This window comes from Nitratireductor basaltis (assembly GCF_000733725.1).
In the GTDB taxonomy this organism is placed as follows: domain Bacteria; phylum Pseudomonadota; class Alphaproteobacteria; order Rhizobiales; family Rhizobiaceae; genus Chelativorans; species Chelativorans basaltis.
The window spans coordinates 164903-179138 of sequence record NZ_JMQM01000002.1 but is presented as its reverse complement, the minus strand read 5'-3'; the positions used below and the strand labels follow the sequence as shown (position 1 = coordinate 179138).

Genomic DNA, 14236 nt, shown 5'->3' with positions numbered 1-14236 from the left:
AAATCATGCTGCTCATCGCCTTGCGCAATAAAATGGCGGTTCTTATATACGCCGCAACGTCGCGGACAGACGCGGGATAAAACCCTGCGCGCCGCGGGTTTTCTTGTGACAGGGGCTGTCGCCTGGAACGCCTGAATGGGTCCTGACGGTCTGCTTAGTGGAGAGACGAAAAATGGCAAAAGTAATCGGCATCGATCTTGGAACCACCAATTCCTGCGTCGCCGTCATGGACGGTAAAGACGCAAAGGTGATCGAGAATGCAGAGGGCGCGCGTACGACGCCTTCCATCGTCGCTTTTTCCGACCAGGATGAGCGTCTTGTAGGCCAGCCGGCAAAGCGCCAGGCGGTTACCAACCCGGAAAACACGCTTTTCGCGATCAAGCGTCTTATCGGCCGCCGTTTCGAGGATCCGACGGTGGAGAAGGACAAGAAGCTTGTCCCCTACCAGATCGTGAAAGCCGACAATGGCGATGCATGGGTCGAGGCCCATGGCGAGAAATATTCGCCTTCGCAGATTTCCGCGATGATCCTTCAGAAGATGAAGGAAACGGCCGAGTCTTATCTTGGCGAGAAGGTCGAGAAGGCCGTCATCACCGTTCCCGCCTACTTCAACGATGCCCAGCGTCAGGCCACGAAGGATGCGGGCAAGATCGCTGGTCTTGAGGTCCTGCGCATCATCAACGAGCCGACTGCTGCGGCACTCGCCTATGGCCTCGACAAGAAGGAAGGCAAGACCATCGCCGTCTACGACCTTGGCGGCGGCACCTTCGACGTATCGATCCTCGAGATCGGCGACGGCGTTTTCGAGGTGAAGTCCACCAATGGTGACACCTTCCTTGGCGGTGAAGACTTTGACATGCGTCTGGTCAACTACCTTGCCGACGAGTTCAAGAAGGAAAACGGCATCGACCTGAAGGCTGACAAGCTGGCTCTGCAGCGCCTGAAGGAAGCTGCCGAGAAGGCCAAGATCGAGCTGTCCTCCTCCTCGCAGACGGAAGTGAACCTGCCCTTCATCACGGCAGACCAGTCCGGTCCGAAGCACCTGGCCATCAAGCTGACCCGCGCGAAGTTCGAGAGCCTCGTGGATGACCTCATCAAGCGCACCGTCGAGCCCTGCAAGGCAGCGCTCAAGGATGCCGGTCTGAATGCCGGTGAAGTGGACGAGGTTGTTCTGGTCGGCGGCATGACCCGCATGCCGAAGGTTCAGGAGACGGTGAAGAACTTCTTTGGCAAGGAGCCGCACAAGGGTGTGAACCCGGATGAGGTTGTCGCCATGGGTGCCGCCATCCAGGCCGGCGTTCTCCAGGGCGACGTGAAGGACGTTCTGCTTCTCGACGTGACCCCGCTTTCGCTGGGTATCGAGACGCTGGGCGGCGTGTTCACGCGCCTCATCGACCGCAACACCACGATTCCGACCAAGAAGAGCCAGGTCTTCTCGACGGCCGAGGACAACCAGAACGCCGTGACGATCCGCGTCTTCCAGGGTGAGCGCGAGATGGCTGCCGACAACAAGATGCTTGGCCAGTTCGACCTTGTTGGCCTGCCGCCCGCACCGCGCGGTGTGCCGCAGATCGAAGTGACCTTCGACATCGACGCCAATGGCATCGTGAATGTGTCGGCCAAGGACAAGGGCACCGGCAAGGAGCAGCAGATCCGCATCCAGGCTTCCGGTGGTCTCTCCGATGCCGACATCGATCAGATGGTCAAGGACGCCGAAGCCAATGCAGAGGCCGACAAGAAGCGTCGTGCGCTGGTTGAAGCCAAGAACCAGGGTGAAGCCCTCATTCACTCCTCCGAGCAGTCGCTCAAGGACTACGGCGACAAGGTTTCCGAGGACGACCGCAAGGCGATCGAAGATGCCATCGCCGAGCTGAAGACCGCTCTTGAAGGTGAGGATGCCGAGGCAATTACTGCCAAGACGCAGTCTCTCGCCGAGGCTTCCATGAAGCTTGGCCAGGCCATGTATGAGGCACAGCAGACCGAAACGGCGGAAGCTGATGCGGCTGCAGACGCTGCTGGCGAAGAGAAGAAGGACGACGACGTTGTCGACGCCGATTTCGAAGAGATCGACGAAGACGACAAGAAGTCCGCCTGATCGTCAAAAGATCGCGAACATTTTCAAGGCCCGGTTGCGAAAGCGACCGGGCTTTTATCGTGAGTTAACATTTCTTGCCGACTATCCGCTCGCGTAACGTAAAGTCGGGGCAAGAGATGATCCGCTATCGCCTGTTCGAGATATGGCGGCTCATGGCCGCCCTCTTGATCATGCTCTACCATTTCGGGCATTTCGCACCGTCTGATGCCCTCTGGGTAAAGGACAGGCTTGAGCTCCTGCGCCCTCTCCTCGACCTGTTCTTCATCATCTCCGGCTTCCTGATATTCGAACGCTACGGCGAGCGCGTGCTGGATGCGCAGTCCTATCGCGTTTACCTCGTCAAGCGCCTGGTCCGTCTCTATCCGCTACACCTGGCGACACTCGGCTATTTCGTGTGTGTTGGTCTGGCGGTTGAACTCGGCCTGTCGAACACGGGCGGCGGCCTCGATCTCTTCGAATGGGAAACGTTGCTTCCCAATCTGCTTCTGATGCAGGGTTGGGGGCTGAACGACAATCTGACATTCAACTATGTCTCATGGTCGCTTTCAGGCGAGTGGCTGGCCTATTTGCTTCTGCCCCTTCTCGCGCTCGCCTGGCGCTACGCGGGCCTGCTTGGCCTCGCATTCGTGACCGTCGCCAGCTATGGCGGCCTCGAATTCCTTGTGGCAAACGGGATCATGCCCGAGACCCACTGGGTTTACGCCGACACCTGGGGAGCCTACCGGGTCTTCGCCGACTTTTCGCTCGGCGCGTTGATCGCCATGCTCGCGCGCCGTCACGGCCTCAATGTTTCCGGCAGCAGATTCCTGCCCTGGATGGCACTGGCGAGTTCATGTCTGCTCATGATCAGCCAGGCCAATATCTATGCAGCCGTCATCATGCTGGCGATCGCTGTCTACCTTGCTGCGCGATGCGAAGTGGTGGAACCGGACCGTTACACCTATCCAAAATTCCTGCGGCCAGCTGCAGCTGTCTCCTTCGGTGTATATCTGTGGCATCCGGTGACCGAGAGCATCTTCTTCTCCCTTGTCTGGAATCGCTATTTCGCGGGTGCCTCCACCTTCTGGTTCTTCACCTATACTGTGATGGTCATGGCGATCACGATTGCGATCGCTATCGCGTCCTACGCGGTTTTCGAGAACCGTATCGCAGAGCGGCTGCTGGTCTGGCTCGGCATACACAAGCCGAAAAACGCGATATCACAGCCAGCTTGAGCGGATGGCTGGCCTGATCGGCTGGCAATCTCGCGCAAACTATGGCATTCGCCTGCAGCGATACCTAAATTGCGTGCACGAAACGCGGAGCGCGTTACGCTCCCGCTCAACCAGCGAGTCGCAAATTCATGAAGGCAGACTTTTACGAGACGCTCAGCGTGTCGCGAAACGCCGACGAGAAAGAACTTAAGAGCGCATTCCGCAAGCTCGCCATGAAATATCACCCGGATCGCAATCCGGGAGATGATGAGGCTGAGCGTAAGTTCAAGGAAATCAACGAGGCATACGAGACGCTGCGCGACCCGCAAAAACGCGCGGCCTATGATCGCTTCGGCCACGCCGCATTCGAGAATGGCGGTATGGGTGGAGGCGGCCAGGGCTTCGGCGGCGGTGGCTTTGCCGATATTTTCGAAGACATTTTCGGCGACATGATGGGCGCGCGCCAGCGCCGCTCGGCAAGCCGCGACCGTGGTGCAGACCTGCGCTACAATATGGAAATCACGCTTGAAGAGGCTTTCACGGGCAAGACGGCGCAAATTCACGTGCCGACCTCCATCGCCTGCGATGAGTGCTCAGGCTCCGGCGCCAAGCCCGGCACGTCACCCACCCAGTGCGGCCTGTGCCACGGTTCGGGCCGCGTGCGCGCAGCACAAGGTTTCTTCTCCATCGAGCGTACCTGTCCGCAATGCCATGGCCGCGGCCAGACCATCTCCGATCCCTGTGCAAAATGTGCCGGCCAGGGCCGCGTCACCGAAGAGCGCCAGCTCTCAGTGAACATTCCAGCCGGCATCGAGGACGGAACGCGCATTCGCCTTGCCGGCGAGGGCGAGGCCGGCCTTCGCGGCGGCCCATCGGGCGATCTCTATATCTTCCTGTCAGTCAAGCCGCACGAATTCTTCCAACGCGATGGTGCGGACCTCTATTGCAAGGTGCCGATTTCCATGACCACCGCGGCCCTCGGCGGCGCCTTCGAGGTGGCAACGCTGGACGGCACGCAGACACGCGTGAAGGTGCCGGAAGGCACGCAGAACGGCCGCCAGTTCCGCCTGCGCGGCAAGGGCATGCCCATACTGCGCCAGCCGCAAGTCGGTGATCTATACATCCAGGTCGCCGTGGAAACGCCGCAGAACCTGAACAAGAAGCAGCGGGACTTGCTTGAAGAGTTCGAAAGAATATCTTCTAAGGAGAACAGCCCGCAGTCGACCGGCTTTTTCTCGCGCATGAAGGACTTCTTCGAATCCTTCAGCGAGTAGCGGCGCAAGGCGCATTTGGGAGAGGACGTGAATGGGTAAGGATACCGGGATGCGCAAGTCGCTCGCCAAGCGGTTTGACGAAGAGCTGCGCTTCTTTCGCGGCTGGATGGACAAGCCCAAGGCGGTCGGCGCAATCGCTCCGACCAGCGGTATCACGGCCCGTCGCATGGCTTCCGTCGTAACCGAAGGCACCAAGGACCTTGTCCTGGAGCTTGGGCCGGGCACCGGCGTCATCACAAAGGCAATTCTGGAGCGCGGGATTCAGGCCGAAAACCTGATCTCGGTGGAATACTCCTCCGATTTCGTGGAGCGGCTGAAAGCCGATATGCCTGGCGTGAATTTCATCCATGGCAGCGCTTTCGAGCTGGATGAGGTGCTGGCGCCCTGGCGTGGCCGTCAGTTCGACAGTGTCATCTCCGCCATCCCGATGCTCAATTTCCCGCCGGAACAGCGCGTGGCACTGCTGGAGCAACTACTTGATCTGATGCCGGCAGGGCGCCCGGTGGTTCAGATCACCTATGGTGCGCTGTCGCCCATTCCGGCCAATCGTGGCTCCTACAGCGTCGAGCGTTTCGACTTCGTGGTGCGCAATATTCCGCCAGCCCATTTGTGGGTCTATCGCCGGGACTTGCGCAGCTGACCGGTTCCCCGCGATTTGCCAGGCTTCCGGCTTCACCTAAACCGGATGCACCATAGCTGAAAGGAACAGTCGTGACGGTAAGCATACTGGTTTTTGCCGGTTCCGTTCGCGGACAGGCGCTAAGCGGCAAGACCGCGGATGCGGCCACGCGGGAACTGGCTCTGCAAGGCGCTGAAGTCACCCGTATCTCTCTGGCCGACTACCCGCTACCGATATTCGATCAGGACCTCGAGCGCGACAAGGGAGTGCCGCAAAACGCGGTCAAGCTCGCCTCGCTCGTGGCATCCCATGATGGCTTTCTCATCGCCACACCCGAATACAACGCCTCGCTGCCACCGCTTCTCAAGAATGCGATCGACTGGATCAGCCGTGTGAAGCAGGATGGTTCCGGGCGTACAATCCGCGCATTCGCCGGAAAGTCCGGCGCTATCTGTTCATCCTCCAACGGCGTGTTTGCCGGTATTCGCGCAGCCAATCATCTGCGCGCGGTGCTAGTTCACTGCCAGGCGGAAGTGGTCTCGGCGCAATGCTCCGTGGGGCGTGCGCAGGAGGCATTCGATGAAGCCGGCAACCTTCGTGACGAAGCAACCCAGAAGAAGCTCGCAACCACCTGTCGCGCGCTTCTGGAGGCAGCGAGCATATCGCGCCAGAGAAGGAATTGAACAATGACGAGTGAGATGCGCGACCGGCTGATCGTGGGGCTGGACATTCCGACGGTGGCAGAAGCCGAAGCGATGGTCGATCGACTGGGCGATACGGTCGGTTTCTACAAGGTCGGTTATCAGCTCGCATTCGCCGGTGGGCTGGAGTTTGCGCGCGATCTGGCTGCCAGCGGCAAGAAGGTCTTCCTCGACATGAAATTGCTCGACATAGACAACACCGTCGCCAAGGCGGTCGAGAATATAGCCAGGATGGGCATGACGATGCTGACCATCCACGCCTATCCCAAGGCGATGCGAGCCGCCGTCGAAGCTGCAAAGGGTTCGGATCTTTGCCTGCTTGGCGTCAGCGTTCTCACCTCCATGGATGCCGGCGATCTGGAAGATGCCGGCTACAGCATTCCACCGGACGAACTTGTGTTGCGCCGCGCACGGCAGGCCCGCGAAGCCGGGATGGGCGGGCTGGTCTGTTCGGCAGCGGAAGCAAAGGTCGTCCGTGATACGGTCGGACCCGGGCTTGCGGTCGTGACGCCCGGCATCCGCCCGGCAGGTGCGCCGCATGGCGACCAGAAGCGGGTCGTGACGCCTGCTGATGCGATCGCAGCCGGCTCAAGTCATCTTGTCGTGGCCCGTCCTGTCGTCGCTGCCCGCGATCCGAAGCAGGCCGCACTGGCCATACTTGACGAGATGCAGGCTGCAGCCCGGGGAGAAGCCCGTGCCTAAAGCTTACTGGATCGCCCGGGTCGATGTTCGCAATGCCGAGCGCTACAAGGATTATGTTGCTACGGCAAAGCCCGCCTTCGAGCGTCACGGAGCACGTTTCGTGATCCGAGGCGGCGCATATGAGGTGATGGAAGGTTCAGGCCGAAACCGCAATGTGGTCATCGAGTTTCCAAGCCTGGAAGCCGCACACGCCTGTTATGCATCACCTGAATATCAGGCTGCGAAGGCCATACGCAGCGAAGTCGCGGAAGCCGATCTGATCATCATGGAAGGCTACGAGGGCTGAACTGCAACCTGCGAATATGTTGCAATGCAGCATGAAACTGATAGTCTCTGCCACATTCCGGGGCACGCGCAGCACTATTGGCATGCGCCATAGGCCCCAATGGCCATGCAGCCTTCGATAAAGGCCTTGCTCAAGGGGCAGAATGTTTTACCACCTTTTCGAGATGAACCATGCGGCGCTGCAGCCGGCACGAGCCTGTGCGGAAGCCATGCGCCAGTTCTATGGCAACCCGGACAATCCGGCTTCATCCACTCCGCTTGGCCGCTCCATGGCCGCTGCAGCAGAGCTGTTCGAGCGCACGACGCGCCGCTATTCCAAGCCTGAATTCGAAATTGCCGAGACCAGCGTCAATGGCAGGGCGGTTGCGGTTTCAGAAGAGGTGGTGTGGCACAAGGCGTTTTGCCGCCTTCTGCATTTCCGCAAGGAAGGAAGCGTTTCGCCGCAGCCGCGACTGCTCATCGTCGCGCCGATGTCGGGCCATTATGCGACGCTGTTGCGCGGCACGGTGGAGGCGATGCTGCCGCACGCCGATATTTATGTGACTGACTGGGTCGATGCGCGGATGGTCCCGCTTTCGCAGGGCCAATTCGATCTCGATGATTACATCGACTACGTTACGCAGATGCTGGCTCATCTGGGCCCCGGCTGTCATGTCATGGCGGTCTGTCAGCCTTCGGTGCCGGTTCTGGCGGCGGTAAGCCTCATGGAAGCGCGCAGGGATGAGAACCTGCCTGCCAGCATGACCCTCATGGGCGGACCCATCGACACGCGGATCAATCCGACAGCGGTCAACCGGCTTGCACAGGAGCGCGGGATCGACTGGTTTCGGAACAATGTCATCATGCAGGTTCCATGGCCAAATCCGGGTGTCATGCGCGACGTATATCCCGGCTTTCTTCAGTTGTCGGGCTTCATGAGCATGAATCTCGACCGCCATGTCACGGCGCATCGGGAATTCTTTCTCCACCTCGTGAAGAATGATGGTGAGCCAGCAGAAAAACACCGCGAGTTCTACGATGAGTATCTTGCGGTGATGGATCTGACGGCTGAATTTTATCTTCAGACGGTAGACACCGTTTTCATTCGCCACGCTCTGCCGAGGGGCGAAATGACCCATCGCGGCGAGCTGATCGACCCTTCCAGCATTACCAACGTTGCTCTGCTCACCATCGAGGGCGAGAACGACGACATTTCAGGGTTGGGTCAAACCGAGGCTGCACATGCCCTTTGCAGCAGCCTTTCGCAAGACAAGCGCTCTCATTATGTGCAGCCTGAAGTGGGCCACTATGGTGTGTTCAATGGAAGCCGTTTCCGGGAAAACATTGCGCCGCGAATAGTAAGTTTCATGAACAATCATAAGTCATAAAAGGTTAACGCGCAGAACAGCCAGTCAAACTCAATGATTCGCTACCTTGCGATGCGCAGATACAATATCTCGTGCATAGGCCGTAATAAACTATAGCATTTATGCAACATCGGGACGTGGCAAGTGCCCATATCGGGCGTGCACCCCGTCACTAGGCATATTAATCCGCCACTCTAATTGACAAGACCTCCGTTTGGTTCCTTAACTTAGTGTTAAGAAACTAAATAAATTGGGAGCGGCGGAATGGCTTCTCAGAGGGTTGGGTTTGCGGTTGCGTTTTCACTGGTCGTGAGTGCCTTGTCAGCAGGCAGTGCTGGCGCAACGGCCGCATTGGCAACCGGAGGCAAGACCTCCCAGCCAATCGGACATTATGATTTCTGCAAATCCAATCCACGCGAATGCGCCCTGCGCGTCGGGAAGATCCAGCCCGCACGGATGACGGGCGGCTTGATGCGCAAGATGCAGCAGGTGAACAGCCGTGTGAACCGCGCCGTGAAACCGCTCAACGACATCGACATCTATGGTCGCGAGGAAGTCTGGACCTATCCGGTCAAGGGCGTCGGTGACTGTGAGGATTTCGTTCTCGAGAAGCGCCGCATGCTGAACCGCTCCGGTATTTCTCTGGGGAACCTGCTGATCACGGTCGTGCGCAAGCGTGACGGGGAGGGACATGCGGTCCTGACCGTACGAACAGACAAGGGCGACTTCATCCTCGACAATCTGCGCAACGATGTCCGGCTTTGGAACCAGACCGGTTATCGCTTCCTGAAGCGCCAGTCGAGCGAACATACCGGTCAGTGGGTAAGCCTGCGCGAAAGCACAAATCCGCTGGTGGGTGCGGTTCGCCAATAGAGCATTTTCGGACAAGAGGCGGGGCATAGGGGCGCAGCGTGGGGGCTGCGCCCTTTTCTTTTGGCCTTTGCGTGGATGGGCATCCTCGCGCTTTCGCACCAGGGGTGGAGATCAGGCTACGGATCAGCACTGGAGATATATCAACTCCGACTGCACGAAGAAGTCCGCTCCGTCACTCCAGGGCCGAATCCACCTGCTGGTTTGCGTGCGTCGGGCTACAATAACTGTGCTGCGGCTTCGGCTCTGTAAACCGCGCGGACGTGCATCCGGGAATATGCGCGAGGCAACGGGTACGGGGCGATGGCCTGCCGTGGGCGGTTTGCAAGGGCTGATGCAAGACGTGCTGCATGCGTGCGAGAGCTGTTTCGAAGTCTTGCGGGTGGTGGCACATATGCTCTGGCGCACGCCGGTAGGCGCGCCGTCATCGGATTCTTCGCTCGCGGCCATGACAATTCCACCGGCAATTGTTTCAGGTGATTTGTCGCGCCCGCATTCGATACCTGCACCTATCCGAACTCCGGTTTCATCGTGTGACTGGCGCGCTGATCGAGAAGGAGCCGATATAGATCATGCGTTTGAGCAAATGTGCTTTCGGAACAGTGCGCCTAATGCTCCCGACTGATAGGCGATTGATATCTTTTGCAAGACCCCAACACGATTGTCCCGCTTCCAGATATATCAAACAGAATTACACAGTCGTGACGGGAAGAAAGCGCCATCTGTCGCAGTTCTTCTGGAACTTCAGAGCGCTCAGCTGTACTGCTCCAAATCGGCAAATCTGCTGCGCTGCGAAACCGGCGCGAGGCTCCACAAGACCCCGAAAGCCCCACATGCAGAGAAAAGGCAGCCCTGCGCATGGATTGCAGGCGCGATACGCCAGATCTCAAGCGGCTCGCGCAACGCGGCCGGAAGCCATCCGATAGCTGATCGCTTCTGCAAGGTGGATTCGGCCCAATCGCTCGGAGCCATCTAGATCGGCAAGTGTGCGCGCCACCTTCAATACCCGGTGGTAGGCGCGCGCGGAGAGCGCGAGCTTGTCGCTTGCTTCCTGGAGCAGCGATACGCCCTCGGGATCAGGTGTGGCGACTTCTTCAATCATTGCCGCCGAGCAACGGGCATTGGTCGTCCAGCCGGGCAGGCCAAGCGCGCTATAGCGTTCCCGTTGCATCTGGCGGGCCATGGCCACCCGCTCGGCCACCTGTGCGCTGGACTCGGCTTTGCCGGGAGCAATCAGGTCTGCCGCAGTTACAGCCGGCACTTCGATGCGGAGATCGATCCGGTCGAGGAACGGTCCCGACAACCGCGCCTGGTAATCGCTCTGGCACCTTGGTCCGCGGGCGCAGCGGTGCCCGGGCTCACCGGCCATCCCGCAGCGGCACGGATTCATGGCCGCAATCAACTGGATCTGGGCGGGATAGCTGACACGATGGCTTGCCCGTGCAATCACACACTCTCCCGTTTCCAGCGGCTGGCGCAGGGAGTCCAGCACTTGCGGGGTGAATTCCGGCAGTTCGTCCAGAAAAAGCACACCATGATGCGCCAGCGATACTTCGCCCGGCCGCGCCCGCGTGCCTCCACCCACCATTGCTGCCATGGATGCAGAATGATGTGGAGCTCTGAATGGCCTACGGTCCGTGAGGCGACCATCAGCCAGTTCGCCCGCTATGGATGCCACCATCGAGCACTCAAGAAGCTCCTTCGGCTCCAGCGGAGGCAGAATGGACGGCAGGCGCTGCGCCAGCATGGATTTACCGGCACCGGGCGGGCCGACCATCAGCAGATTGTGTCCTCCGGCCGCGGCTACCTCCAAGGCGCGCTTTGCGCTTTCCTGACCCTTGATATCCGCAAGATCAGGCAGGTCGCGTGCTGCGGGTCCCAGTGCGGCTTCGGGACGCGAGAGGACCTGCGTACCTCTGAAATGGTTGGCAAGAGCGATCAGACTGCGCGGCGCCAGGATATCGATATCCGCACCTGCCCACGCGGCTTCCGAACCGCAGGAATGCGGGCAAATGAGGCCCCTTTCCATAGCGTTCGCGCCGATGGCAGCAGGCAGAACCCCAGCCACGCGCGCAACGCCGCCATCCAGCGCCAGCTCCCCCAGCACGACATAGTTCTCCAGTGCGTCGGAGGGGATTGCCCCAAGCGCGGCCATCAGGCCTAGCGCTATCGGCAGATCATAGTGGCTGCCTTCCTTGGGCAGGTCGGCAGGTGCCAGATTGACCGTAACCTTCTTCGGCGGCATCGATAGCCCAGAGGCATGAAGGGCAGCTTGCACGCGCTCGCGGCTTTCCGCCACCGCCTTGTCGCCAAGCCCGACGATCTGCATCCCCATCTTGCCGGGCGCAACCATCACCTGCACGTCGACGGGAACCGCTTCCACGCCCTGAAAGGCAATCGTCCTTACACGTGAAACCATCCCGAACCCCCGCCCGAACGCTGCTGCTTCTCATCAAAGGTTGCAACTTGCGGAACGAAAGCACGGCATGCGCGCTAAATCAAGAACGTTATGAGAACAAATATGACCTCAAGTCAACAAAGCGGTATACACGGGGGGGCCGGGATCAGTTCCCGCGCCGCTTTTCCACCGCATCCCAGAAGAGTGCGGCGACATCTGCCCCGCCGAACTTCTTCACTTCACGCACGCCGGTGGGGGAGGTGACGTTGATTTCGGTCAGGTAGTCGCCAATCACGTCGATACCGACCAGAACGAATCCGCGTTCACGAAGGGCAGGACCGATACGCTTGCAAATCTCGTGCTCGCGCTCGGTCAGTTCCGTTGCTTCGGCCCGGCCGCCCACATGCATGTTGGAGCGCGAGTCGTGCTCGGCAGGAACGCGGTTGATGGCACCGACAGGCTCGCCTTCGATCAGGATGATCCGCTTGTCGCCACCGCGCACTTCCTTCAGGTAACGCTGCACGATGAACGGCTCTCGAAAGGCCTGCATGAACATTTCGAGAAGAGCCGATAGATTTCGGTCTGCTTCCTGCAGGTGAAATATTCCCGCCCCGCCATTGCCGTAGAGCGGCTTGACGATGATGTCGCCATGCTCTCGCCGGAACGCCTTCACGGCCTCCACATCACGCGTGATGAGTGTTTCCGGCATCAGATCGGCGAATTCGGTGACGAATATCTTCTCCGGGCTGTTGCGCACCCATGCCGGATCATTGACCACCAGCGTCCGGGGGTGGATCAGATCAAGAATATGGGTGGTGGTGATATAGTTCATGTCGAAAGGAGGATCCTGGCGCAGAAGCACGACATCCATTTCCGACAGGTCCCGCTGGCTTGCCTCGCCGAGCGTGTAGTGATCGCCTTCCATATCGCGCACCTGTAGCGGTTGAACCATAGCCAGCGCGCGGTTCCCCAGCTGGGAAAGCTGGTCGGGTGTATAATGGTATAGCTCATGTCCCCGAGCCTGGGCCTCCAGCGCAAGGGCGAAGGTCGTGTCTCCCGCTATGGATACGGTTGAGACATGGTCCATCTGGATCGCGATTTTGAGGGGCATCGGGCGGGCTCCTTGAAACTGGAGCGGCAGATGACGCCCCTGTGCGCCTCATGTCAAGGTGGACGACGGACCCTGCCAATGTGCCGCGATTGCAGGCGGAAATGCGCCAGCGAAGAAATTCTGACAAATTTGTTATGACTGATACTATTCATCAACATTTCCCCTGCATTGTTACCGGTAACAAATGAGAAGCAGGAACCAATCATGCCTTCCAGCCAGGCTGCGCCAGCCGCTGCACTTTCAGGAGAAGAGCTGCAGTTGACCGATCATCTGACCGGTCTTGGAAACGCGCGCCGGTTCTATGACAAGGTTGGACGGCTGATCGCCGATCGTGCCGACGATCCCGCGCCCTTCGCCATCGCCATTCTTGATCTCGACGGTTTCAAGCCGATCAACGATCTCTTCGGACGCAGCGCCGGCGATGAAATTCTGCAGCAGGTGGCCATGCGCCTCCGCGCGGCGATGGACGATTACTCCACGGTCACGCGTATCGGCGCCGACGAGTTTGCCGTTCTCTACCCAATGGTCTTCAGCGAAGAATCAGCCGAAGATCGTGTGCGCATGCTGATCGAGATCCTCTCTGCGCCCTATGATATCGGCTACCGCACGGCGCGCCTGTCAGCCTCTGCCGGTTGCTCGCTTTACTATTCCGAAGAGGAAACCGCCGACCTTCTGTTGAACAAGGCTGAAACCGCACTCTATCAGGCAAAACGTACGGGCCGGGGCCGCGTGGTGGTCTATACGCGGGAGATGGAAGAGGCTGCCAAGCGCGTCACCCGCATCGAGCAGGCATTGCGCCGAGCGGTCGCCGCTGGCGAGGTGGAGCCGCATTTCCAGCCAATCGTTGATCTTGCGACACGGGAGACCATCGGTTTCGAAACACTGGCACGCTGGACCGATCGCGATCTCGGCTTCGTATCGCCGGGCGTCTTCATCCCGATTGCGGAAGAACGCGGCATCATCGGTCAGCTCTCGCAGCTGGTATTGCGCAAGGCAACGGAGGCTGCGCGCGACTGGCCGGAGCATCTCTTCCTCTCCTTCAATCTGTCGCCATCGCAGCTTGTCGATCACAATACCGGCCTGCAGGTCCTTTCGATACTGAAGCGGACGGGTTTCAGCGCGCGCCGCCTCGAGATCGAGATCACGGAAACAGGGCTGATGACCGACCCTGCATCCGCAGAGAAGATCGTGAATGACCTGAAAGCGATGGGCATACGCGTTTCGCTTGATGATTTCGGCACCGGTCAATCAAGTCTGGGTCGTCTCCGCGACTTCCCCTTCGACAAGCTGAAAATCGACCGTGCCTTCGTCTCTTCAATTCTCGATGACCGACCGTCCGAACATATCATCCGGGCCATACTGGCAATGTGCGAAGGTCTGGGCATGGATGTTGTCGCTGAAGGCATCGAGGAAGAAGCCCAGGCCGCGCGGCTCGTCGAATTTGGCTGCGCCGGCGGGCAGGGCTACTATTTCGGCAGACCGTGCAACGCGGACGAGACTTTGACCTATCTGCGTCAGAACGTGCTCAATGTCCGCTCAAAACCGCCGCTTCCCCACGCCATGATCCGCTAGTTCCTCAAGGGGAACCTGACAAGAGCCTCGCGGTTGGATAAAACCGTGGAACAGGCGGCCATTCGTGTCG

The 14236-nt window shown here is 59.4% G+C and carries 12 protein-coding genes; 10 read left to right on the top strand and 2 right to left on the bottom strand.

Annotated features, from left to right (window positions below; translation table 11 throughout):
- Window positions 1-172 precede the first annotated feature (172 nt).
- The 9 genes from dnaK (at window position 173) to EL18_RS13180 (ending at window position 9088) form a co-directional block, all read left to right on the top strand.
- Window positions 173-2095 (top strand): molecular chaperone DnaK, encoded by a 1923-nt coding sequence (gene dnaK, locus EL18_RS13220; RefSeq protein WP_036485211.1) that lies wholly within the window; start codon window positions 173-175, stop codon window positions 2093-2095.
- 116 nt (window positions 2096-2211) lie between these two features.
- Window positions 2212-3309 (top strand): acyltransferase family protein, encoded by a 1098-nt coding sequence (locus EL18_RS13215; RefSeq protein ID WP_036485209.1) that lies wholly within the window; start codon window positions 2212-2214, stop codon window positions 3307-3309.
- Between the two features lie 128 nt (window positions 3310-3437).
- Window positions 3438-4562: a molecular chaperone DnaJ gene (gene dnaJ / locus EL18_RS13210; protein ID WP_036485207.1), complete on the top strand. Its 1125-nt coding sequence runs from the start codon at window positions 3438-3440 to the stop codon at window positions 4560-4562.
- Window positions 4563-4593: 31 nt separating this feature from the next.
- Window positions 4594-5202 carry a phospholipid N-methyltransferase PmtA gene (gene pmtA / locus EL18_RS13205; RefSeq protein ID WP_036485205.1) on the top strand — a complete coding sequence of 203 codons (609 nt, stop codon included), beginning with the start codon at window positions 4594-4596 and terminating at the stop codon, window positions 5200-5202.
- Window positions 5203-5273: 71 nt separating this feature from the next.
- The gene (locus EL18_RS13200; RefSeq protein ID WP_036485203.1) at window positions 5274-5864 is read left to right on the top strand and encodes an NADPH-dependent FMN reductase; all 591 of its coding nucleotides are present in this window, start codon (window positions 5274-5276) and stop codon (window positions 5862-5864) included.
- 3 nt (window positions 5865-5867) lie between these two features.
- Window positions 5868-6584 carry an orotidine-5'-phosphate decarboxylase gene (gene pyrF / locus EL18_RS13195; protein WP_036485201.1) on the top strand — a complete coding sequence of 239 codons (717 nt, stop codon included), beginning with the start codon at window positions 5868-5870 and terminating at the stop codon, window positions 6582-6584.
- Window positions 6577-6870, top strand: a complete 294-nt coding sequence (locus EL18_RS13190) for a DUF1330 domain-containing protein (RefSeq protein ID WP_036485200.1) — start codon at window positions 6577-6579, stop codon at window positions 6868-6870. The genes pyrF and EL18_RS13190 overlap by 8 nt, the downstream gene beginning before the upstream one ends.
- Window positions 6871-7012: 142 nt before the next feature.
- Window positions 7013-8236 (top strand): polyhydroxyalkanoate depolymerase, encoded by a 1224-nt coding sequence (locus tag EL18_RS13185; RefSeq protein WP_036485194.1) that lies wholly within the window; start codon window positions 7013-7015, stop codon window positions 8234-8236.
- 243 nt (window positions 8237-8479) lie between these two features.
- Window positions 8480-9088 carry a transglutaminase-like cysteine peptidase gene (locus tag EL18_RS13180; RefSeq protein ID WP_081871236.1) on the top strand — a complete coding sequence of 203 codons (609 nt, stop codon included), beginning with the start codon at window positions 8480-8482 and terminating at the stop codon, window positions 9086-9088.
- A gap of 883 nt (window positions 9089-9971) precedes the next feature.
- On the opposite strand, the gene EL18_RS13175 is transcribed toward EL18_RS13180, so the two are convergent.
- Both EL18_RS13175 and gshB read right to left on the bottom strand, forming a co-directional pair.
- Window positions 9972-11504 (bottom strand): YifB family Mg chelatase-like AAA ATPase, encoded by a 1533-nt coding sequence (locus EL18_RS13175; protein ID WP_036485188.1) that lies wholly within the window; start codon window positions 11502-11504, stop codon window positions 9972-9974.
- 145 nt (window positions 11505-11649) lie between these two features.
- Entirely contained in the window at window positions 11650-12594 is a 945-nt protein-coding gene (gshB, locus tag EL18_RS13170; RefSeq protein WP_036485185.1) for a glutathione synthase, read from the bottom strand.
- 204 nt (window positions 12595-12798) lie between these two features.
- Between gshB and EL18_RS13165 the strand changes: the two genes are divergently transcribed.
- A complete protein-coding gene (locus EL18_RS13165) occupies window positions 12799-14166 on the top strand; it encodes a putative bifunctional diguanylate cyclase/phosphodiesterase (protein WP_051914269.1) in 1368 nt (455 codons plus the stop codon).
- Window positions 14167-14236 lie beyond the last annotated feature (70 nt).

Bases quoted from the DNA above. Each gene is read 5' to 3' on its own strand.
- dnaK (WP_036485211.1), top strand. From the start codon at position 173: ATGGCAAAAGTAATCGGCATCGATCTTGGAACCACCAATTCCTGCGTC.
- EL18_RS13215 (WP_036485209.1), top strand. From the start codon at position 2,212: ATGATCCGCTATCGCCTGTTCGAGATATGGCGGCTCATGGCCGCCCTC.
- dnaJ (WP_036485207.1), top strand. From the start codon at position 3,438: ATGAAGGCAGACTTTTACGAGACGCTCAGCGTGTCGCGAAACGCCGAC.
- pmtA (WP_036485205.1), top strand. From the start codon at position 4,594: ATGGGTAAGGATACCGGGATGCGCAAGTCGCTCGCCAAGCGGTTTGAC.
- pyrF (WP_036485201.1), top strand. From the start codon at position 5,868: ATGACGAGTGAGATGCGCGACCGGCTGATCGTGGGGCTGGACATTCCG.
- EL18_RS13185 (WP_036485194.1), top strand. From the start codon at position 7,013: ATGTTTTACCACCTTTTCGAGATGAACCATGCGGCGCTGCAGCCGGCA.
- EL18_RS13180 (WP_081871236.1), top strand. From the start codon at position 8,480: ATGGCTTCTCAGAGGGTTGGGTTTGCGGTTGCGTTTTCACTGGTCGTG.
- EL18_RS13175 (WP_036485188.1), bottom strand. From the start codon at position 11,504: ATGGTTTCACGTGTAAGGACGATTGCCTTTCAGGGCGTGGAAGCGGTT.
- gshB (WP_036485185.1), bottom strand. From the start codon at position 12,594: ATGCCCCTCAAAATCGCGATCCAGATGGACCATGTCTCAACCGTATCC.
- EL18_RS13165 (WP_051914269.1), top strand. From the start codon at position 12,799: ATGCCTTCCAGCCAGGCTGCGCCAGCCGCTGCACTTTCAGGAGAAGAG.